Source organism: Agaribacillus sp. DX54 (assembly GCF_056858335.1).
Genome location: NZ_JBXEQE010000011.1, coordinates 32,286 through 56,480 on the forward strand (window position 1 = coordinate 32,286; position 24,195 = coordinate 56,480).

The window sequence follows — 24,195 nt, forward strand, 5'->3', positions numbered from 1 at the left end:
TTTAAAAAAAGGAATGGAGCAATTTTAAAACTGGTATTCTTTCAGATTATGTCGTAAAAATTTCAGGGCCTTTGAAAGGTGCTTTTCCACTGCCTTTTCGGAAATGAGTAAGGCCGAAGCTATTTGTTTATTGGTCATGCCTTTTTCACGACTAAGCTCATAGACTTGTTTACACCGGCAGGGAAGTTTATTGATCAATCTATTTACACACTCAGAAAGGTTGTTGTAAAAAACCTGGTTCTCTGTACAATTAATTGGCTCAAATGCTTCTTCAAACACACACTCCAGATGTTTAGCATGGTTCACCCGATCCCGGGTATATTGAAATACTTTGAGTTTAGCTGCCCGCATCAGATAGCTTTCTATATCACTTTCAATGATCAATTTATTTCTTCTTTCCCATACGGATTTAAAAATATCCTGGATCATTTCTTTGGAAATCTCTGCATCCCGGGTATAATAATAGCAAAGCCTGTACATGTGTCTCGAATACGCATGGTACAGGGACTCAAAGTCTTTGGGATCTGCCAGATTAACAGGTGTCTTCTTATTTTTAAGCATTCGCAGCAATTTGGTGGTAAAGCCCTAAGCAGTACCCAGTAAAAATACAAATGATGTCAAATACCACCAATACTTATTTAGAATAAGTTTAAATAAAGATATGGGGAAAATAGCACACCGGGTGTGTCACAAAATTGTAATGAAGGATTATAGCAAAAGGACTGAAATAATAGTCCTATTGAATTTTTCAAATTATTCCTCTATAGAAAATCTATAGCTGCCTGCGGTGAGATTTATTTTATAACCTTCCTCATCTGTTTGGACAACTGCCTGATCATTCAATCTTATATTTTTCCCTTTGAGATATAGGACAGCCGTGCTATTCGAGGGCACCTTGCAATGATATGCTATATGGTTGTCTTTTCTTTCCCAGCCAGAGAAAATCATTCCAAACCTACTTTGATACTCGGCCTCGAAATGGTTCAAATCCTTAACAAAGTTGGGTCTTAAAAAGAAGTTTTTAAACCCGGGCGATTCCTCATCAATCAAAATGCCTCCAAGACCTTTGTAAAACCATGCACTGATGGCGCCAAACATGATATGGTTTCTGGAAAGGTCCGAGGATGCATCTATGTCCCAATTTTCAAATAAAGTGGTAGCGCCATTTTTAATCCACCATCCCCATGAAGGATATGTATCGCGGGAAGCCAATGAAAAAGCGAGATCAGCATATCCGTTTTGGCTCAGCGCACCGAGGATGGTCCGGGTGCCAAGTAAACCTACATCAATCCGGTTACCGGCTTTTCTGACTTCTTCAGCCAGGTTGTCTGCCACCTTCTGCTTCAGCGAATCGGGTACGACGCCCCAGTACAGGGGTGCGCTCAACGCTGTTTGAAAACCCTCCGCGTATATGCCGGTTTGCGCATTTAAATACTTTTTGTTGATAGCATTTTTAATGTTGCCAGCTAACCGTGAATATTCCTGATGATCCTTTTCTTTGCCGAAGTGTTTAGCCGCTTTTGCTAAAATTGTGGCATCAACATAGTAGTAAATGGATGACGTTAATTCTTTGGGGGTTACGGATTTCACCGGCGCCCAATCACCGAGGCCCCAATCGGTAAGCCCGCCGTCATAGCTAATCGAAGTGATATAATCTATATATTTTTTTAAAGGATCATACATTTTTCTCAAGGCGCGATCATCACCGTAAAACTGGTACAGCTCCCAGGGAATGATCGCAATGGTGCTGGTCCAGTCAGGGCCATTTCCCCAATCATAGCCCCACCCTCCCCAAGTGGGGATAATGGATGGCAGCACACCGTTTTCTTGCTGTTCATCGCGGTGGTCATCCATCCATTTTTCATAGACGGTAATAGCATCGAAATTATATAGCCCGGTTTCAATATTGATATGGGCATCACCTGTCCATCCATTCTTTTCTCTTTGGGGGCAATCGGTGGGATAACCGAAGAGATTGGAGAGGTAACTGGCGTTGGTGGCTTCCCAAATCTTGTTAATAAGCGCATTGGAGGTATGGATTCTGCCAACCGGTTTTACATCGCTGTACATAAAATATGCATTGATGTTTTCGAGAGACAGGTCAATGGGTTTATTACCGGAAACTTCCACATACTGAAACCCTTTGTAATTAAACCTGGGCCTGAAGACTTCCTCGGCTTCCCCTTTAAGGGTATAAATGTCTGTTTGAAAAGGATCTAAAGTATCTTTTGGACGGTAATGGACAATGATGTTGGACATATCCAGGTTACCGGCACTGTCCAATTGTTCAGCATGAGTCACCTTAATTCTGGTATCTTTTTCGCCTTTAATTCTCAATTCCGTGACCCCTGAAATATTTCTGCCCAAATCAAAAATATATTGCCGGTCACTTCGCTTATCCATGGCCGCAAATGCCATTTTCTCACCGGTAATCGGAGGCATAGCCTGGGCGGTGATAAGGCCGGATGGAGGCACTGTCTCTAAGGCGGTTTTCCATTCGGATTCATCATAGCCAACCTGACTCCACCCGGGAAGTTCCAGACGCGCATCGTAGTGCTCTGCGGTATAGATGCTGTTGAACACCACGGGACTCAGCGTAGTTTTCCACGATTTATCGGTGCTGATTACTTCGGTAGAACCATCGGCATAGACTACACGTATGTTTAGACAGAAACGGGGCCTTGCCCGCCATCCGGCCTCATGAAAATTCCAGACAGCGGTCGATTGGTGGTTATACCAGCCATTACCCAGCAATACCCCAATGGCAATTTCTTCCTGTTGAAATTCCTTTGTTACATCATGCGTTACATACAGGTTTCTCCTGTCAAAACGCGTATAGACAGGATCGAGCCAATGGTCACCTATGCGCTCCCCGTTGATATAAAGTTCATACAATCCTGCCGCCGTGATATAGGACCTGGCTTTTTCTACTTTTTTCTGTGGCTTGAATTCCTTGCGAAAATAGGGAGCAGGCTTAAGATTTACATCTTGTACATCAGTGATCCATTTTCCCTGCCAGTTAGATGTTTTCATCATTCCGGTTTCAAAAGAGGATAGTGCAATTTTACTCTTTTGGCCATCACTGCTTGTCACCTGAGCACCCCAGAAATATTTGGTATAGGGTTGAAGCGGTTTCCCGCGATATGTAATCAATGCGCTGTCAGATTCATGCTGCACCTCCCAAAAGGCTCCCTTGCCATTGGCAACTTCTGTTGAGTCGGTGTCGACAAAGATGCGATAGGCGCTTTGGATCTCTACCGGGGCATCAGCGTCAATTTTCCAGGAAAACCTTGGCTCCTGCGTATCAATGCCTATTGGGACATTCATGTGTTCGGTTCGTAAATCAATTAAAATGATGGAATTTTTCCGGTTGTTACAGGCCATCAAAAGTATGGTCCAAATCAGAATCAGCCACTTTACTTTATTCATAGATGTAGTTTTAATAAAGTTAAAATTACCCTAACCTACCCATGGCATCATGGTGTTTTTCCATTTCTACAACAGGGCACCCTGGCGATTTCCCGTCATCATCGGTGCCTAAAACTTCAAAAGTGCCGTCAATATAAGTAATTTTAAGCTGAAGCCATCGTGTTAGAACCCATGATAATTTTGGTTCAAGATCATCGACACCCAAAGGTTTTTCTCGATTCTCGCATAGCATTTTATCAATGCTAACCTGTGTAAAAACGCAAGTACTGCACAAGACAAAACCCTTGGGTGATCAACAATCTGATGATATTAATACTTTGCACAAAAAAGCATTTAATTGATTAGATTGAAGTAAATTATCAAAATGTTCCCAACCATATCTATTGCGGGTTCTGCTCTAAATTGTCAATAGTAACTTCTCTTTGGGGAATCGGCAGCAAAAGTTTGTTTTCAGTAACCTGAAAAGCCCCTGCCGGTATAATGTTAGCTCTAAGCCGGATCTCTTCCCGGCCATGGGCATTCATAATGGACACTGCTTCACCGGAACGCAGCAGATCATACCAGCGATGATTTTCAAAAGCAAGCTCCACCCTTCTTTCTTGAAATATGGCATCCCTGAAGTCCTGTTGGTTGGGAGCTTCCGCCGGGGTCAGACCGGCTAGTCCTGCCCGGTTTCGTATTTGGTTCACCAGGTCAAATGCTTCTCCACCTGCTACATACCCCTGTTCATTCAGGCATTCTGCCCGCATCAGGAGTACATCTGCGTATCTGAAAACGGGAAAATTAACATTGGTGCTTCCACTTAATTCAAATCCGAAGTTATATTTACTTACATAGGGTTGGTCAACACCCCCCCCCTCATTATCCGTAAAACCTGGCTGCATTGAAATGTCCATGCGCAAATCTCCGGGCTCATAAGCCCTCATCATGTCCTGGGTTGGGGTATTCCAACCCGATCCACCCCCAAGATTGAGTAATTGTGGGTCGCCGGTTACAATATTCCCAGAATTGTTCGGAGCAAACTGATACATGAAATTGCTTCCCAGCCCTTCTTCGGAACCCAGGTATTGAACGTCAAAAATAATTTCGGAATTTCCTTTGTTGGCAGGGTCAAATACATCGCGATAGCTTGTCGGGCTGCCTGTTAGTAAACTGTATCCTGTGATCGTATTCAGGACATTCAACGCCTCCGCATAGTTTCGTTGCACCATATATACTTTTGCCAGTAAGGTTTTGGCAGCGCCCGATGTTGCCCTGCCATTCTCAAAAGCATCATAGCTGTCCGGAAGCAGGTCAACAGCTTCGAGTAAGTCATCTAAGACGCTTTGGAGAACAGCATCCCTTGAAGCGCGGCCTTCACTGGACGCATCCTCGGGACTTGGAGTAGTACTCAACTCCAAAGGAACCCCACCGAATTGAAGCGCAAGGTTGTAATAATACAAGGCCCTTAAAAATTTCACTTCGCCAACAAATTGATCTCTTTTGGCATCGTCCAAACCCTCAATGTTATCTACGTTTTCAATGACAATATTGCATGTCGCGATGCCATCGTATGATTTATTCCATAATCCCCCCATGGATCTGTCATGGGATGCATCAATCAGGAAATAATCCACCAATCCCCTGTTCTCCTCACCCCTGTCTGCTTCAAAAAATTGAAAGGTTGTATTGTCCGAACGCATCTCCAGAAACACCCAGTATTCGAGATCTGTCAAATTTCTGAGCGACCTGTATGACGCATTCACCGTTTGCTCTATCTGGGTGGGTGTATTAAAAAATGACTGCTCATTCAAAAATGTTTCCGGCTCCAACTCCAGGAAACTATCGCTGCAACTACAAGTTGCTGACAGTAATACGGCAGTCAACACCTTATTAAACATTTTCCAATTGATTTTGTATTTAGTAGCTTCCATCATTTGCTTTTTTAGAATGAAAAATTTACCCCGAGAATATAAGTTTTTGCGAGTGGGTAGGAAGTGAAGTCCAACCCCGGTGACAATGATAAAGAGCCACCCCCACGGTTGAACCTGCTGGTTGCCTGAGGGTTTCCGCCGCTATAATTCGTAATCGTTAGAATATTGTTGGTGGAAGCATAAATTCTGGCCCTTTTGACAAAACCAATTTGGTTGAGTATTTTGCGTGGCAGGGTATAGCCCAAAGTTATGTTGCGAAATCTGAGAAAAGACGAATTCTCTACCCAGCTCGAGTTTACATCCCTGTAGATGACCCGGGCACCGTTTGTGGTTGGGGTCATCCCATCTCCCGGATTCTCGGGCGACCGCCATCTGTTTAAAACATCGGTCGTTACATTGAATATGCCATCTATATTATCGATAAATTGTTTAGCGCCAATTAACAATTCACCGCCATATTGACCATCTATTACCACATTGAGGTCAAAGTCCTTGTAAGTAACGGTGTTGGTCAGCCCAAAAATAAAATCGGGATACGGATTTCCGATAACATCAAAATCGTTGACAGCTTCTATGACACCGTCTCCATTCACATCTCTGTATTTGATAGACCCCACAACAGAAGACGAATGCTTCGGGGAATTGTCAAAATCTTCCTGGTCCATATAAACCCCTTCTATGATGTATCCATAGAATTCTCCGATCGGACGACCTACTCTGGTAATATGAGTAGGACTTCCTTCTCCACTTCTACCTGAGAGGATAAAATCGCTGCCACCCTGAAGCGCCAATACCTCGTTCCTGTTAAAGGCAATATTGAAGTTGGTGGTCCAGTTAAAATCTTCTTTGACAAGATTTCTGGAATTTATGGCAATTTCTAAGCCTTGGTTCAGAATTTCACCACCATTGATTGTAGCAGCATCAAACCCCGATGAAAATGGAATAGGTATATCAATCAGCATATTTTCCGTATTTCTGCGATAGTAATCAATGGTGAGATTTAATCTGTTGTCAAAGACACCGATATCCAGGCCAACATCCAGTTGTCTGGACTCTTCCCAGGTCAGATTAGGATTTCCAAGGGCAGTAGGTCTCCGGCCGTTTGCGATCCTATCACCGAAAACATAATTTGTAGTACCAATTGTAGCTATGTAGGAGTAGTTGCCGATATTAAAATTACCCGAAAGACCATAGCTTGCTCTCAGTTTTAAATTGTCGAAAAATGACTCTCTCAAAAACCATTCTTCATCGATCCTCCATCCCACTCCTATTGAGGGAAATGTGCCATACCTGTTTTCACTACCAAAGCGTGAGGAACCGTCGCTACGTATGGTGGCAGTCAGGAGATATCGGTCTTTAAAGTCGTAGTTGACCCTTGCGAAATATGATACAAGCGCCCATTCCTGTATATCCTCCTCATTTCTGGTGATTCTACCTGCGGCATTTAGTGTTTGGATATCATCATCCGGAAAATCAGTGGCGTTTACTTCTATGACCTGAAGTCTTTCTTTCTGCGATGAAAACCCTGCTGTAAGGTTCAATGAATGATCCTCGTTGATTTCAGTTCTGTAATCAAGCAGTACCTCGGATTGCCAGTTTAAAAAATTCCCCCGGTCCACGGAATATGACGGAACGTTAGGAGGAGGATTGTTTGTTGTACCTAAAAAGCTGGGGTAAAAACGAGAGCGCCTGCCATTGTTGTAGTCGACCGTGAAGCTATATTTGGCGGTAAAACCATCGGTGATCTCCAATTCGGCAAAAGCGCTGGCCAATCCCCTGAATTCATAGATGTCGGTGCCTGCAAACTCCAGCTCGTTCAGAGGGTTGGGGGCGCTGAAAAGGCCAGGCCCTCCAATATGTGGCGTTCTTTCCCCATTTTCATCCGTTACGGGAATTATCGGATTAAACCATTGTGATTTAGCGACGATATCCAAAAAATCCCTTTCAAGGTCATTGGTGATCTGGTTGCTGAAAGTAGGAGCTAAACTAAGACCTACTCTTACTCTATTCCCCAAATCTGCCTCAAGGTTTGTTCTCAGGGTATATCGTTCAAAACCTGTATATCTCACCACACCCTCCTGGTTAAAATACCCAAGCGAAAAAATACCTCTCAGGTTTTCCGAACCTCCGCGAACCGTTAAATTTAAGTTTTGCTGAACAGCGCTTTGCAGCACCGTATCGAACCAGTCGGTACCTTTACCGTATTGTTCGGGATTTTGATACATTTCGGGAATATCGGCATCTTCTGCCGTACCACCCGCTGCAATGGCTGCATCTTCCCTGATTTCCTTTTGGAATTGGGCAAATTCCCTGGCATTGAGCATATCACGTCTGCCCTTTTGGGGAACTTGTTGAAAGCCGGTATAGGTGCTAAGATCGACTTGCAACTTGCCCGAACTCCCTTGCTTTGTCTTAATAATAAGCACTCCGTTAGCGCCTCGGGATCCGTATATGGCGGTCGCGCTTGCGTCTTTCAATACGGATATAGACTCAATGTCATCGGGATTCAGTAAATTCAGCGGATTACTGGTTTGGTCAAAAGTGTTTCCTACCGGAAAACCATCGATTACCACCAAAGGATCTGAATTAGCGCCAATCGACCCGACGCCCCTGATACTTATCCTGGCGGCCCCTCCCGGGGTTCCGGTAACGGTGCTCACCTGAACCCCCGCAACCTGTCCGGCCAGTTTTTGATCTATTGACGCTACGGGTATATCATCTATATCCTCAGAGCTGATAGTGGCTACCGAACCTGTCAAATCTTTTCTTTCCTGGGTTCCATAACCCACTACAACGATCTCTGAAAGGGTTTCGATATCAGGAGTTAGTTGCAGATCAATAACCGCTCTATCCAAAATTTCAATTTCTTCACTTAAGTAACCTACATAAGAAAATACCAAAACAGTAATATCATCAGAAACCTCCAGCACATAATTTCCATTAGCATCTGTAATGGTTCCAAAGTTGGTGCCCTTTGCAAAAACATTTACTCCTGGCAAATCCTCACCATTTTCATCGGTTACTTTTCCAGTAATCGTTTTATTAGCTGAGGGTTGCATTTCAAGTTCCTGAACAGGTCTGTTATTTTTTTCTTTCAGAACTATATGAATATTTTCATCAATTCTTTTAAAGTTAACATCAGCTTTTTTCGCAATTTCTTCCAGTATCAAGCCCAAGGATCTGTTTTGAGCTCTGATGGATATTATTTGATCCTTTGAGAAGAAGTCGGTGTTGTAAGTGAATTTGAATTTTGTTTTTTTCTCAATCTTCTTAAAGGCTTCAATAATTGTTTTGTTAGTCACATTTAAGTTAAGCCTGATATCGTAAATGCTTTTACTTTGTGCTGAAATGTCTTTCGCATTCAACAAAGTGATGAATAAGGTTTGGAGAAAAATTCCGAAGAAGAACAGTTTTGACATGAGAAGAATTTTTCTTGGTATATCATATTTCATATATTTAATAGTTTTTAGTGAGAGAATAATTTTTGCTAAAAACCCCCCTTCAAAGCATACGCTGTCGTCAAACTGAAGTACGCTTTGGCTAAAGGGGCTGTTTTACAGTCAGCCGGAATTCATTAGTTCCGGCTGATCTAACTTGAGTTAAATTGGTTAATCATACTTATTTGTTTTGTTTTGTAATCAATACCTCGTCTGCGTTGATTGTATAGCTAAATTTGGAGGTATAACTAATCCCATCCAGTACCCGCTCCAGGGAAGCATTTTGGTATTCACCGGTATATCTTCCAGTAATTTTCATATCCTTATCGATCCTTATTTTAACCCCATACCATTTTTCAAGAATCGAAAATATTGTCCTGATTTCCAGGTCTTTAAATACTAAAATACCATCTTTCCACCCAAACACACGCTTGCCGTCAAAATTTGTTTTTGTTATGACCTTATTATCTTTATTATACACCCCCATATCTTCCGGAAACAAAATATCAGACTTACCATCTTCATTTTCTATTTCGACTTTTCCCGTCAGCACCGATACACTTATCGTTTTTTCATCTTGATAGGAGCGAACATTAAAGGAGGTTCCCAATACCTTTGTCCTTAGTTGTCCTGATTGAATTACAAATGGCCTTTCTACCTCTTTTGCCACCTCAAAAAAGGCCTCTCCCTCAAATTCAACACTTCTTTGATTTTCACTGAAGGGTTGTTTATATATTAATTTACTACCTGCATTCAGCTTGACAATAGTCCCATCGGGCAAGCCGATTGTCTTTTTTTGCCCTGGCGAGGTTATTTTAGTAATGATTTGAACCGGCAGATCACGATGATCTACCGCATTTGAGCGGTTAAAAAAATGGATACCCGACAGTAGCAGTATTACGAATGAAGCTGCCAAGCCTGCTACCCAATTTGGCGACCAGAAACCTGAGGTTTGGGTTGGTTTGGTGATTCTGTTATGTTCAAGAATATTTTCCAACACCTGATGATAGCGATGGTCTGAAAGTTTATGCTCATGTCCATATTCAATGGCTTGTATAAGTTGTCGGGCTGATTCAATGATTGGTCTTTTTTCAGGATTCAACCGTATCCATTCTCTCCAGAAGTGATCAGACTCTGAGTCAGGTGCTATTACCCAATTAACAAAATATTCATCCTTTAAAAACTGTTCTAATACATATTCCTTATATCCCATGTGAATCAATTGATACTATTTTTTAGAATAGCCCTTATTTCTTTAGCATTCATATACATGTGACAATAAGCTTTGAAATGCCTATAGGTTTAGAAAAATTTTATATTTAAATCATTATTTAAATCGATTTATTGCTGTTTTTTCAAAAATAATATCTAATTATTGCCATATTTACATCAATATGAAGGCAGTTTTTCCCAGTCAGGCGGCTTTCCGAAGCACGCGACAACGATAAGTGCATTTTATGCTTTTGTAAAAGCATAAAATGGAAGTTTAAAGAATGTTACGTATGAAAAAAATGGTTATCAGCTTGTCTTTATGAGATTCTAAAAAATTTGAAAGAGAGGAAATGGCCCTATACACCAAAGCCCTGGTCGACTTTACCTTTCCTGTTTGCATCATATCGGCAATTTGCCGATAGCTCAGCCCTTCATAAAAATACAACAAAAGCGCTTCTCGTTGGAAGGGTGGCAGTTGATTGAGATATTTTTTAATCAGTTTTTTTTGATCTCTGGAGAATTGTTCATTGATAAGCTTAATTTCGTGAGAAACATTTATTAAAAAATCCTGATCACTATCAAAACTTTCTTTAAATGCTAATTTTCGCTGCTTTTTCAATTCTCTGAGTAACATGTACCTCAGTGACTTGAATAAATAAAATTTTATGGACGCAACTTTCCCCAAACTTTTTTTTCTGTTGATTAAATCAATAAAAAGGTCCTGGATACAATCTTCTACAATTTCCCGTTTAGTGGTGAATTGACATCCGTAATTAAAAAGTTTATTAGAATAGGTACGGTAGACGAAGATAATAGCTTGTTCGCTACCATTTCTAAATTGTTCCCAAATTTCCGATTCATTTTTCCATGCAACTAAATAAGGATGCGTACTTTTATCCTCAAAAGAATCTAACTGCCCCCAATTTAAGCCTTTGTCCGGATTTTTATTATCATCGTGAGACATTGTATATAAAGTAAGCGTGCGATGTTAATTTCCCTTAATTTAACCCCTAAAACATCAAGTCTTCAAATCTAAACATCTCAAAAGTATTGCAATAATCAAAATTCATTGCCGGTAATTTTGTAATCCGTCTGATTGCCCCCTGAAAGATCGAGTTTGTGCGGTCAAAGGGTTTTAACGCATCTGAATTAAAGAAAATATGTATAATGGTGGAATAAAATGTAGCACTTTTTAAAGAAAAATGGCATGAGTATTTCAATAATTCATCGATCGAAAAACGCTGTAGCAGTAAGCTTTACCGCCGCTAAAATGACTGTCTTTTTCGAGGACTAAAGAGAATTATCCATTTCACCAGCGTGGTTTCCCAAATCAAGAAATGCCAGCATGGCACAATTGAAGAAAGTAAATTTCTTTTAGCATAGATGAAGCTGTATGAGATAAGAAAGACTTTAAGTATATCAAGGGCTTAAAACTTTATGAGGCAGGATAATCTGCTTGCCAGGCCATTCGCTATTTTGATGATCGTCTCATGTTTTAATGGCGATTGTATTTTAGCTTACCCGGAGAATATCCCGTCTTTTTCTTAAATATATTAGAAAAATAAAATGCCGATTGAAATCCACATTTTTCTGATATCTCTTCTACCGTTAAGTCGGTTGATGACAGCAGCCGCTTGGCATAACTCAATCGCTCGTTAATTAAAAATTGTTGGGGAGAAAACCCTGTCTTTTTTTTAAATAATTTTCGAAAATGACTGTAGCTAAGTCCACAGTTTTCGGCTATTTTTTGAAAGTCTACTCCGTCTTTGATATGCTGTCGTATGATGCTTACGGATTCTTCATAAATGTAGTCTGATTTTTTACCGGCCGATGCCTGATAACTGGGGTAGATTATATAGGCAACAAGTTGGAATACAATACCCGTGATTATCTGGGTAAAACCCGGCGAGTTTTTTCTGGTGATATTTAACGCCTGGTTGAATAGATATATTACTTCATCGTGATGCCCGATATTGCTCACTTCGGATCTATTTTCCGGAAACAAACTTTTTAAAAGAAAATCTTCCAAGGCCGGACCTTCAAAACCAATCCAATACTCTTCCCAACCTACCTTCACATCCGGGCGGTAACGATGCCAGTCTTCCGGATACAATTTGATCACATCACCGGGAAGAATATTTACTTTTGAATTTTCAGTCTCAAATTCTCCCCTACCCGTGGGAATATAAACCAGGTAACACCCCTTTAATTTCCTGCCTTTTCCCCATGTAAGCGCATGACTTTCAGGATGGCCTTCCGAAGGATATTTGTCTCCACTGCTTCCATGGTAATACCCACATGTAATGATTCTTAATCCCCAGGATTTATTATTAAAATACTTAAAGTATTTAAAGTAATTCTCCAATAGTCAAAATTTATATATTATTAAGCAAAATGATTATGGCGAAATATAGTATGAAATAATACATTTGAAAAGATAATTTTCAAAAAAATCATCTTATTGACTTTTACTTTCAAATGAATACTATTTTAACCGAAGATAAAATAAAGTTTTTTCAGGAAAACGGCTTCGTCATTCAGGAAAATTTCCTGAATGACGAAGAATTAACTGAGTGGCGTGAGGCGGTAACCGAGGCCGTCAGTGAAAGAAACGGCCTTAAAATACCAGGTCAAATGATTAAAGCAGAGGAGGATGACGGCAACAATGAAGATCCGGAATATTTCAGTAATGTATTTGATCAATTATTAAATCTTTGGCAAACCAATGACCGCATCCGAAAGCTCATGCTCGATGAAAGACTCGGTAAAATGGCAGCGACGTTAGCAGGTGTAACCGGCATCAGAATCTGGCATGATCAGGCGCTGATTAAAAGGCCGTGGGCCAATCCGACAGCCTGGCACCTGGACACCCCATTTTGGTCTTTCAGCGACAGAAATGCACTCTCCATATGGGTCGCATTGGATGATGCTACGGTAGAAAACGGATGTCTGTATTTTATACCCGGATCACATAAAAAAACCGGTTTTCAAAATCCCGGCATTACAAAAAATATGAACGCTGTTTTCAAATTTTATCCTGAATTTGCCAATATCAATCCTTTCTCTGCAACCATGAAAGCGGGCGCCGCTTCCTTTCATAACGGCTTGTGTATTCACGGCGCCGGGGCCAATATGACGCCGGGCTTTAGAAGGGCCATGACTTGCGCATATATGCCCGATGGAGCTATTTTTAATGGTATACAAAATATACTTACCGAAGAAAAAGTAAGTCAAATGAATGTGGGTGATCTGTTGAATGATGATGAGCAAAACCCGTTGATTTACACCGCAGACCAAATTACATCCTAACCTTTTATGACCAGGTTAATATGTGGCTGTACATGGTGGGGATTAGCGTCTTACGGATTGGATGAAATGCTCAAAAAGATCAGTCGAAGCGGCTATGATGCGGTTGAAATTGGCATTCCAAATTCGGCCAGAGAACAGCACCTGCTACGTTCAGGTCTGGATAAATACAATTTGGATTTGATTGTACATCAATATAGTGCCAGTGGAAATAATTTTCATGAATACTGCAATGCGCTGCAAAAATCTCTTGAACTTGCAGCTTCATTTCAACCGCTTTTGATTAATTCTCATACAGGAAAAGACTACTGGTCTTTTGAAGAAGGATGCCACGTTTTTGAATTGGCGGAAGAAATAAGCCAGAAATACAGTGTAACCATTGCCCATGAAACGCATCGGGGAAGACTTTTATACAGCGCTCCCGTAGCCCGTCAATTTTTTCTTAATTTAGATTTTCTAAAAATCAATGCAGATTTTTCACATTGGGTAAATGTATCGGAAAGTTTGCTTGAAGAACAGGAAAATACTATGCTTATGGCAATCTCGAGGGCGGAACACATCCATGCGAGAATCGGTTATTCACAAGGCCCGCAGGTAAATGATCCACGATCAGGTGAATGGGAAGATGAAATGAAGGCATTTTCAGGTTGGTGGAAAAAAATAATGAAAAGACATATTGATGAACAAAGACCCTATACTACTGTAACACCTGAATTCGGTCCCATACCTTATACAGTAAGCATGCCATTCACACACACCCCGCTGAGTGACCCCTGGGAACTCAATCTATATATGAAGGACTATATTAAACAATTGTTTCAAGAAGTTCTCAATGAGTTATGAATCCTGTTTTAGGAATACTTTTCCATGCAGTGGGAGGTTTAGCTGCCGGCAGTTTTTACCTCCCTTATAAAAAAGTGTCTAAATGGCCATGGGAAGTTTACTGGTTAACAGGAGGGATTTTTGCGTGGTTCATCGTGCCCATATCAGCCATTTGTTTGATCTACAAAAGCCCTTTAAACCTACTGGAAGCAATACCTCCAAATCTGATGAAATGGCCATACTTTTTTGGAATGCTTTGGGGAATTGGGGGGTTATCATTTGGCCTTAGCATTCGATACTTAGGGTTATCGTTGGGCATGGCGGTTGCCTTAAGTTTGACCGCTATATTTGGAACGCTCATTCCCCCTATTGCAGAAGGCATTTTTCTCGATTTGATGTATACCTTATCCGGCCGGGTTATTCTGATGGGCGTAGTGGGCGGTGTTGGCGCTGCTTTTATCATTGGATATGCCGGCATGATGAAAGAAAAAGAATTGGCCCGACAAGCTGCGGGGGGTACCATTGTTGAATTTGATTACACGAAAGGTATGATCGTCGCAACAATATCAGGTATACTTTCCGCATGTTTTGCTTTTGGGTTGGCATCCGGAAAGGAGATTACGGAAATAGTTACCCCTTTATCATCAAACGAACTTTTCGCCAACAGCTTTTTATTTGCCGTCATCATGATCGGAGGATTAACAACCAATTTGATTTGGTGTATTTATCAGATTATACGAAAAAAGTCAATTGATTCATTGTTGTCAGTAACGTGGACCAAATCTGTCCGGAATTTTATGCTCTGCATAGTGGCCGGCACAACCTGGTATTTCCAATTTTTCTTTTACGGTATGGGATCGACTCAATTAGATAAATTTGATTTTGCAAGCTGGAGTTTGCATATCAGCTTTATTATACTGTTCTCAAATATTTGGGGATGGATTTTAAAAGAATGGGATGGCAGTTCTTTAAAAACCAAAAGATTTTTACTATTTGGATTGTTGATGTTGATTTTATCTACAGTAGTCATTGGTTATGGAAATTCCATTGAATAATTTGTTAATTTGAAATACCCGGTCTTAACGCATTGCTCCTCATTGTCATAATGCCGTACAAAATCCTTCTCATCAGCTAAATTTTACCAATAATTTTGACGATTGTTGTTATGATTCGAATGGCAACTAAGCGATGTTTTCAGGCTTTGAGTAATATAGTATTTTCCTGTTTGCCAAATATATGACCCTATAATTCTTGAAAAGGGATTTCAGACGATATCTTTCAATCTTTTTTACCGTGCCTGTTGCTTCATACAGCTTGTAATCAAATAGTATATATTATTAGACAAATTGATTATGGACAATAACAAATTTTATAAATAGTTTTAATGAAATCTAATTACTAAAAATATGAGAAAATCTAAAAGATGAACGAAATAATTACATGATCACTATGCAAAGTCATTGCATAACAAATGGGGTAGAAAGAATCCGTTTATTGCCTTTTTTATTCATTTTTTGTGGGATCAAAGCCCGTTGAATGATCGTCTGCCCCTGAATATTTATGGTAACTACCAGGCAACTCAATCCTTACATATAAGAATTATCCTGCCCGTTCAAAAATCCGGCCATCGAAGGTGGGAGTTAATTCTTGAATAAGGTCTGGCATCCGTTGAAATCCGGTTGTTGAAGCAGCAATCACAATGCTTTAAAAATAAATCTAATGCAAATGTAGACCGTAACTACCAGGCAAAAAAAACAACACGTCATCCACAGACCATTAATTTATTGGGGAACTGTGGCTGCTTAAGCCACAGCTAACCAACCACCAAAATAAAAATCTTTATGAAAACAAACATTTACAATGATTTATCGATCGTACTTAAAATCTGTATTTATGGCATAATTATACTATGCTGTTCGAGTTCCCATATTGTTTTAGCGGACAGGAATGAACAGCCTAAAGGTAACCTTGCTGAGCCTAGCGAACAAATCAATATCAGCGGAAGGGTACTTGACGAAACCGGCCAACCCTTGCCCGGCGCTACGGTGTTGGAAAAAGGTACGGACAATGGAACAATCACAGATTCTGACGGCAGATTTACGTTGTCTGCCGCTGAAGACGCAACGCTTTTAATATCATTTGTGGGTTATCTGCAAAAAGAAGTGAAAGTTAACGGAGCAACTGATTTAATCATCAGGCTAGCGGCTGATCTGACTAGTTTGGATGAAATCGTTGTTATGGGTTATGGCAATCAGCGTAAAAGCGATATTACCTCCGCTGTCTCGGAGGTCGATGTGGATCTGGTTGAGAATATCGGTATTTCTAACGCCTCCAGGTTATTGCAAGGTCAGGCCCCCGGCGTACAGGTTAAACAAACAACGGGCAGCCCTGGTCAGGAGTTTGAAGTAAGAATTCGAGGAATTAGCTCTTTAGGGGCAACTAGCGACCCTCTGTATGTAGTGGACGGATTTCCCTTGGCCAACAACGTAGGTCAATATGTTGATGCAAATGACATAGAATCGATTACAATTTTAAAAGACGCCGCCTCTACCTCAATTTATGGTGCCCGCGGCTCAAATGGCGTTGTCTTGATAACAACCAAGTCAGGAAAAAATGGTGTCTCAAAACTCGATATCAATATAGATCAGGGTTTTCATACTGTTCCTGATTCGAGAAGGGTAGAAGTACTGAACGCTCAACAATTCGTTCAATTTCAGAACGAAAGGGTTACAGATGATTTTAGAAGAATTCAAGGCAGGGATCCGATGCCGGAAGAAATTCCCGAAGCATGGAGATTTCCCGATCAAGTACAGCATTCGACAAACTGGCAGGACGAAATTCTCAGAACGGCCTTGGTGCAAGACCTCAATTTAAGTATGTCAAATGGAAATGAAAAACTAAAATCATACCTGTCATTAGGATATTTAAATCAGGAAGGTGTAATTAGGAAAACGGATTTTCAAGTTTTTAATGGCAGAGTCAACCTTAGCAATAAATTCAATGACTACCTCAAGGTAGACTGGAACTTGTCCGGAAGGTATTCTACACGAAATGACCCAGGAAATACGATAGGTGGAAATTTCACAACGTCTGTTATCAGCGCTGCCTATCTTGCCGATCCCAGGGATCCTGTTTATAATGAGGATGGAAGTTTTAACGACTATATAGGCGGTCGGGACGGCGTTTTTGGCTATCAGAATCCTGTTCAGGTATTACATGAGATTACCAATTATACAGCCGTCTCTTATCTACTCTCGAATGGGTCTATTGAGCTGACTCCGCTCAAGGGGCTATCCCTGAAGACCTCTGTGAATGTATCCATGGAAAATGGGCGTGGTCGTTTTTTTAAACCATCGACCATAGCTGATTGGAATAATCCTCCTCCAACCATAGCAAATTCCGGAGAAAGGGCATACAGAGCCTCAAACTATACTTTTGACAATATCTTATCCTATGTGACTTCATTGGATAAAAATGAATTCGATTTTACCGCTGGTTACGTTGTACAGAAAGCGCGTTTAGATAATTTATCAGGTAATGGGGAGCAATTTCCGGATGACCTAATACCCTATCTTTCTGCTGCCAGTGAGACTTCCTCTTCTTCTAATATCGATGGATGGGGGCTAGTGGCATTTTTGGGAAGAGTCAACTACGCCTATGATAATAAGTATTTACTCTCTGCCTCTTACAGGAGAGAAGGCAGTTCCAGGTTTGGCAAGAACAATAAATGGGGCGATTTTCCTGCTTTTTCATTAGGCTGGAGAGTTTCTGAAGAGGTTTTTTTTCCCAAGAACGCTTTTGTCTCTGACCTCAAGTTAAGAGGTAGTTGGGGTGTAACAGGAAACAACAATATAGGTGATTTCACACACTTGGCTCGCTTATCGGCTAATAATTATGTATTGGGCGGCCAATTGGTAGGAGGAAGAGTAATTTCCAATTTCGGAAACCCCGATTTAAAATGGGAGACATCGAAGCAATTGGATATAGGATTAGATATAGGGCTTTTTGACGACAAAATCATGGTGGTGACGGAGTTTTACCAAAGAACAACCGAAGATATGTTGTTGCCACTGCAGGTTCCCGCCACTACCGGATTCGGTACCGCGCTTTCCAATATTGGAAAAGTAGAAAATAAAGGTTTTGAACTTGGTATCGATTACAGGGAAACCTTCGGTGATTTCAGGGTTAGAACAAATTTTAATATCGCATTCAATAGAAATGAAATTTTAGCCTTGGACGGTGATTTGGAAGAGATCTTTGTAAGTAACGATTTCTACGGCGGAAATAATATTTTCAGGGTTGGACAACCGATAGGTATGCTTTATGGTTTTAAAAAATTGAAAATATTTGAAACAGAAGAAGAAATCTCCAACGCTCCGTCACATCCGGGAAATACGGTAGGCACCTATCAATATGAAGATGTAAATGGTGACGGTCAAATCACTTACGATCGACAGGACTGGACCATTATCGGTAATCCGAATCCGGATTTTACCTGGGGACTCAATATATATCTGGAATACAAAAATTTTGATTTAAGTATGAACTTCACCGGTGCACAAAATTATGATTTATTCAGGAATATAGAACCTTTTACGATGAATGTAGACGGCGTGTTCAATGTGGATTCCAGAATGATAAATAGATGGCGGTCTCCTGATAACCCTGGTATTGGGGAATGGGCCAGTACAGGAAATTTTCAATTTACACGGGAAGCCAGTTCAAGGTTTGTATACGATGCCAGTCACCTGTGGTTTAGGACGCTTACCTTAGGATACAATTTCCCTAAAATCAGCAAAGCATTCGATTTAAGGTTTTACAGTACCATCGATAATTTTCTTTTATTTACCGATTATCCTGGTAACAACCCGGAATCCAATTCCGGTAATCCTTTTAATCCTCAAACAGTTACTATTGGGGTGGACAATGATCACTATCCTGTACCAAGGACATTCTCATTAGGATTAAATATTAACTTTTAAAAAGTGAATGATGAAAAAGTATTTAAGAACATATTTTGTGTTTATGATGTCAATAGTATCCTTTTCATGTACTGAGGATTTTTTGGAAATTGACGATCCGAATAGTGTTATAGTGGGCAACTTTTATAGTAATGAAACGGAAGTTGAACAAGCCTTAAACGGTATCTACGGACAACTACAAGGAATCATTGGAAGTCAGTTTATTTTTAATGAATTGATGACAGATAATACAACGATTCATTTGAATGCGCAGGATAGAGGACAGGTAGACCGTATCGAAGCATTTGAAACATGGACCATTGCTTCAGCAAATGTAAATATTGATCAGATGTATGCCGGATATTATAACAGCCTCCATAACATCAATACAACACTAGCCCGAATTAAGGAGTCCGACTTACAAGGCACGGGTAAGGTTAATCAATATACAGGGGAATTATTATTTTTAAGAGCTTATTATTACTATAATTTAGCACACTATTTCGGCCCTGTTATCTTACTTACCGAACCACTGGAATCCGTTGAAGGTTCTCAAACTTTAACACGATCTGCTGAAGAAGACATTTATAACCAAATCATAGCCGATTTAACAGAAGCCAGTACACTTTTACCTGAAAAACAAGCATATTCAGGCAATGATATCGGAAGGGTTCCCAAGGGGGCAGCATTGACGCTTTTGGGTAAAGTCTTTCTAACGCTAGGGAGATACGGTGAAGCTATCACTGAATTGGATAAAGTTTTGGGGAACTATAGTTTGCTGCCTGATTATGAGGATATTTTTGATCCGGATAATAAAAATCATGCAGAATCTATATTTGAAGTTCAGTTTTTGGGAGGCAATAATTTGGGAGAACATAGTGGTTTTGCCTATACTTTTGCCCCATTATTTTCCAATGGAATTATCACTGGTTTTGCAGCTGTGGGTACTGGCGGGTTTAATATGCCAACCAATGATCTGATCAACGATTACGAACCGGGTGATCTTAGAAAGGATGCTTCTCTTAGAGAAGGATATACCGATAATGGTACATTTGTAAACATCCCTTACATTATAAAGTATACACATGAGCATGCGCTTCCGGGAAGAACAGATGATAATTGGCCTGTTTTAAGATATGCAGATGTTCTATTAATGCTTGCCGAGGCCATTAACGAACAATCCGGGCCCACTGGACAAGCCTATGAATACTTGAATGAAGTAAGAAACAGAGCCGGTCTAAGTAGTTTAAGCGGATTGAATACGGCGTCTTTTAGGGAAGCTGTCTTTCATGAAAGAAGAATTGAACTTGCTTTTGAAAACCATAGATGGTTTGATGTAAGAAGACAATATTCCAATGCCGAGTTGGTAAGTTTATTAAACAGTCACGGTCAAGATGAATTAGATAGCCCTACAATTAATAGATCAGGGGTTCCATTTGGTGGCAATGATTATGATTTTGAGGAATATGAAATTCTGTTCCCAATTCCCGATAGTCAAATTTCATTGCAAAAGGAATCATTGCAGCAAAATCCTGGCTACTAAAACGATCGTTTATTTATTCCACCATTTAACGCTACTTTAATAAAAAAACTGAAATTACTTACTCAATTCATGAAATGTATGAAGACGATTATTTGTACGCTTTTTTCTTTGGTGCTACTTTTTCTCACCAAAGCTTTTCCACAAGAAAAAGTACCTGTTAAAACCTGGAAGTCAGACTTTCAAAATCCCCCCACATCAAGCTGGCCGGGAGTTTATTGGTACTTTATGGACGGCAATATGTCTGCGAAAGGTATGACAGAAGATTTGGAATCAATGAAAAACTCAGGGATATCCAGCGTTATATTTTTGGAAGTAAATGTGGGAGTGCCGAGAGGTAAAGTGGAATTTTTGAGTGAGGAATGGCAAAATCTGTTTGTTCACGCGGTCAATGAATGCAAGAGGCTGGGGATCGAAATGATTCTGGGTGTCGGTCCCGGGTGGACAGGTAGCGGAGGGCCATGGGTACAGACAAAAGAGTCCATGCAACATCTCGTAGCCAGTAGTTTGGAGGTCGATCACACCACCATGTTTCCTTTGCGCCTTCCGGTACCACAACCTAAAAAACCATATTTTGGAGAGCATAGCCTCACCCCGAAGCTGGCAAAGAAAAGATCGGCATATTACAAGGACGTCGCTGTTTTGGCTTTTCCGAAATCTTTGAAGGAAATTGACCCTATAAAAGATATAGACGAGAAGGCACTTTATTACCGGGCACCTTATACTTCCGTACCGGGTACAAGTCAATTCATCCCCTTTAAAAGGAATTTTAAGGAACCCTCCGATAATTCCGTCATTCAATTTGATGAAATAGTAGATTTATCAGATCGACTCAACCAGGAAGGCGTTCTAAACTGGCGTCCTCCGGATGATCGTATATGGACCATCATGCGATTTGGCGCCCGAAACAACGGGGCAATTACAAGACCCGCGCCCGTTCCTGGCTTAGGTTTTGAATCGGACAAATTCGATACTGTTGCCATTAAAAATCATTTGGATAACTATGTAGGAAAATTATTCAAAAAGTTAGGGTTCACTGCAGCCGAAGGAAATGGAGGACTAAAGCGACTCCACATGGATAGCTGGGAGATGGGAGCGCAGAATTGGAGCGGAAGTTTCAGGGAAGAGTTCAGCAATCGCAGAGGATACGATCCGCTGCTTTATTTTCCGGTTTATGCCGGACATGTCGTTGGCAACGAAGAGATGAGTGAACGGTTTTTATGGGATCTTCGCCAGACATCACAAGCGTTAATTTTGGAAAGGCATGCTCAATATATCAAGGATTACGCGCATAGTTACGGTTTAAAGCTTTCAATCGAGCCCTATGATATGAATCCCACAGCGGATTTGGAATTAGGTAACATGGCCGATGTCATCATGGCAGAATTTTGGAGTGATGGCTTTGGATTCAACAGTGCCTTTTCAGTAATAGAAGCAGCTTCGATAGCCCATATAAAAGGGCAAGCTATCTTACCGGCCGAGTCTTTTACTTCGGAAGCGGAAGGATTCAGGCAATTTCCCGGTTCCATGAAAAATCAAACGGATTGGGCCTTTGCGCAAGGAATAAATAAGTTAATGTTTCACACCTTCCAACACCAGTCTTTAAATAACAAGTTAAAGCCAGGCATGACAATGGGTCCGTATGGTGTGCACTGGAACCGGAACCAGACCTGGTGGTCAATGGTCGGCGCCTATCATACCTATGTTTCAAGAATTCAGTATATGTTAAGCAAAGGCCGTACTTCAGCGGATATTTTATATTTAACCCCTGAGGGTTCGCCTCATGTTTTCAAAGCCCCTCCATCTGCTCTCATTGCCGCAAATTCTGTTTTGCCCGATCGCAAAGGTTACAATTTCGATGGTTGTGCGCCGTCACAATTAACTTCAGCACAGGTGAAAGATCATAAAATAGTATTTCCTGGTGGTGCAACCTACCGCGCACTGATATTACCCTATACGCCATCTATGACACCGGCGCTTCTCAACAAAATCTATACGCTCTTACTTAATGGAGCCACCGTCATCGGACTCCCACCGGAAAGATCTCCTTCCCTGACCAACTACCCAAATTGCGATAACGATATTAAGATGTTGGTAAGTAAGATCTGGGGTAACACACCGAATCCTTCCCAAATTGTATCTAAAACCGTAGGAAAAGGAAAAATTATTTGGGGCGGTGAAATCAGAACGCCTGAAAATGATACTATTATGTACCCCGGTTATGACATCACCGGTAACATTCTCAAGAAAATGAACCTCCCGCTCGATTTTGAGGCAGACGGAGATTTGCGGTATACACATAGAACTTCAGAGAATTACGATATTTACTTTGTGTCCAACCGGACGTCAGATAGCCTCTCTGCTAATTGTGTTTTCAGATCCACCAAAGGTAACCCGGAATTATGGGACCCTATCACCGGTGACATTCGGCCGTTGCCTGCATTCCAGAAAAACGAGCACACTACCACTATCCCCATGATATTTGGGCCACATACCAGTTATCTCATAGTGTTTGGCATAAGTTCTTCCATGGATCCACAGGTTTCAAGAAATTTTCCAGTACTATCAGCGTCAGTGAACATAGAAGGCCCCTGGATGGTTTCGTTTGACACTTTATGGGGAGGACCCGATAATATTGAATTTGAAAATCTATTGGATTGGACCAGCAGCTCCGACCCTGGCATAAAATATTACTCAGGAAAGGCTGTCTACAAAAAAACATTCCATATTTCCAAACGACAGTTGGCTAATAAGGAACAGGATTTTTACCTGGACTTGGGAAAACTGGAAAATATGGCCAGGGTATACCTCAATGGCCAGGAAGTTGGCATTGTATGGACGAATCATCTATTAAATATCACACGCTATTTGAAAAAAGGCAAAAATAACCTTGAAATAGAAGTGGCAAATCTTTGGGTAAATAGATTAATAGGTGATGAAAATTATGAAAATGACCAATCTGAAAATGGCGATTGGCCTTCCTGGTTAGAAAATGGTGAAAAAAGACCTACCAAGCGATATACGTTTGTTACCCACAATTTTTATCGAAGGAATGACCCATTGCTGGCGTCGGGGTTAATCGGACCTGTTAGAATACTTATTGGCCGATAAAAAGGATGCGCAAGGTGCCTTAAACAGGTACAAATGTGAGGCAAGTAACCATTTTTGTGGATAATCAAAGATATGTCAACCTGATGGCGCGCGTCCGTGGGTGTTGCGCCACCTCTTTTACGCAAATGCTTTGTGCCTTTGCGCCTTCGTGGCCTAAAATGGGCAACCGCCAAGACACGAAGTTTAGTCATAGTATGACTTCGATTCATACTATGACTGGACATTTTTGGTGTTTCATCAAACAAGGGGGTTGTGCAACACCCACGGACCCGCGTGCCAGGTTGAGAATGAAGTTATATCGTAGTTTTCTAACAGCGTTGCTCCCATCAGCGGAAAATAACAGACCCTTTAGTTATATGAAAGTATGTAAAGTAATGCTCCAATAGTCAAAATTTATATATTATTAGACAAAATGATTATGGACAATAACAAATTTTATAGATAGTTTTATATAAATATAATTA

Annotated in this window: 14 protein-coding genes; 6 read left to right on the forward strand and 8 right to left on the reverse strand. The window is 40.8% G+C overall.

All coding sequences use genetic code 11. The features are described 5' to 3' along the window. Positions 1–24 precede the first annotated feature (24 nt). From AC04NP_RS13530 to AC04NP_RS13565, 8 genes are all read right to left on the reverse strand, one after another. Positions 25–561 carry an RNA polymerase sigma-70 factor gene (locus AC04NP_RS13530; RefSeq protein WP_482860297.1) on the reverse strand — a complete coding sequence of 179 codons (537 nt, stop codon included), beginning with the start codon at positions 559–561 and terminating at the stop codon, positions 25–27. A gap of 192 nt (positions 562–753) precedes the next feature. After that, positions 754–3,429, reverse strand: coding sequence for an alpha-L-rhamnosidase (locus tag AC04NP_RS13535; RefSeq protein ID WP_482860298.1), 2,676 nt, complete (start codon positions 3,427–3,429; stop codon positions 754–756). Between the two features lie 25 nt (positions 3,430–3,454). Then, positions 3,455–3,661, reverse strand: a complete 207-nt coding sequence (locus AC04NP_RS13540; protein WP_482860299.1) for a hypothetical protein — start codon at positions 3,659–3,661, stop codon at positions 3,455–3,457. Positions 3,662–3,809: 148 nt separating this feature from the next. Further along, positions 3,810–5,309 carry a RagB/SusD family nutrient uptake outer membrane protein gene (locus AC04NP_RS13545; RefSeq protein WP_482860300.1) on the reverse strand — a complete coding sequence of 500 codons (1,500 nt, stop codon included), beginning with the start codon at positions 5,307–5,309 and terminating at the stop codon, positions 3,810–3,812. Positions 5,310–5,353: 44 nt separating this feature from the next. Beyond that, positions 5,354–8,794, reverse strand: a complete 3,441-nt coding sequence (locus tag AC04NP_RS13550; RefSeq protein ID WP_482860301.1) for a SusC/RagA family TonB-linked outer membrane protein — start codon at positions 8,792–8,794, stop codon at positions 5,354–5,356. Positions 8,795–8,960: 166 nt separating this feature from the next. After that, positions 8,961–9,992 carry a FecR family protein gene (locus AC04NP_RS13555; RefSeq protein WP_482860302.1) on the reverse strand — a complete coding sequence of 344 codons (1,032 nt, stop codon included), beginning with the start codon at positions 9,990–9,992 and terminating at the stop codon, positions 8,961–8,963. Between the two features lie 273 nt (positions 9,993–10,265). After that, positions 10,266–10,955 carry an RNA polymerase sigma factor gene (locus AC04NP_RS13560; RefSeq protein ID WP_482860303.1) on the reverse strand — a complete coding sequence of 230 codons (690 nt, stop codon included), beginning with the start codon at positions 10,953–10,955 and terminating at the stop codon, positions 10,266–10,268. A gap of 531 nt (positions 10,956–11,486) precedes the next feature. Beyond that, the gene (locus AC04NP_RS13565; RefSeq protein ID WP_482860304.1) at positions 11,487–12,356 is read right to left on the reverse strand and encodes an AraC family transcriptional regulator; all 870 of its coding nucleotides are present in this window, start codon (positions 12,354–12,356) and stop codon (positions 11,487–11,489) included. A gap of 113 nt (positions 12,357–12,469) precedes the next feature. On the opposite strand from AC04NP_RS13565, the gene AC04NP_RS13570 reads away from it, so the two are divergent. From AC04NP_RS13570 to AC04NP_RS13595, 6 genes are all read left to right on the forward strand, one after another. Beyond that, positions 12,470–13,300 (forward strand): phytanoyl-CoA dioxygenase family protein, encoded by an 831-nt coding sequence (locus tag AC04NP_RS13570; RefSeq protein WP_482860305.1) that lies wholly within the window; start codon positions 12,470–12,472, stop codon positions 13,298–13,300. 6 nt (positions 13,301–13,306) lie between these two features. Beyond that, complete coding sequence (locus AC04NP_RS13575) at positions 13,307–14,140, forward strand: sugar phosphate isomerase/epimerase family protein (RefSeq protein WP_482860306.1); 834 nt, start codon at positions 13,307–13,309, stop codon at positions 14,138–14,140. Then, a complete protein-coding gene (locus AC04NP_RS13580; protein WP_482860307.1) occupies positions 14,137–15,174 on the forward strand; it encodes an L-rhamnose/proton symporter RhaT in 1,038 nt (345 codons plus the stop codon). Before AC04NP_RS13575 ends, AC04NP_RS13580 begins: the two co-directional genes overlap by 4 nt. A 786-nt stretch (positions 15,175–15,960) precedes the next feature. Then, positions 15,961–19,101 (forward strand): SusC/RagA family TonB-linked outer membrane protein, encoded by a 3,141-nt coding sequence (locus AC04NP_RS13585; RefSeq protein WP_482860308.1) that lies wholly within the window; start codon positions 15,961–15,963, stop codon positions 19,099–19,101. A gap of 43 nt (positions 19,102–19,144) precedes the next feature. After that, complete coding sequence (locus tag AC04NP_RS13590; RefSeq protein WP_482860309.1) at positions 19,145–20,623, forward strand: RagB/SusD family nutrient uptake outer membrane protein; 1,479 nt, start codon at positions 19,145–19,147, stop codon at positions 20,621–20,623. 78 nt (positions 20,624–20,701) lie between these two features. Continuing rightward, the gene (locus AC04NP_RS13595; RefSeq protein ID WP_482860310.1) at positions 20,702–23,731 is read left to right on the forward strand and encodes a glycosyl hydrolase; all 3,030 of its coding nucleotides are present in this window, start codon (positions 20,702–20,704) and stop codon (positions 23,729–23,731) included. Positions 23,732–24,195: the final 464 nt, after the last annotated feature.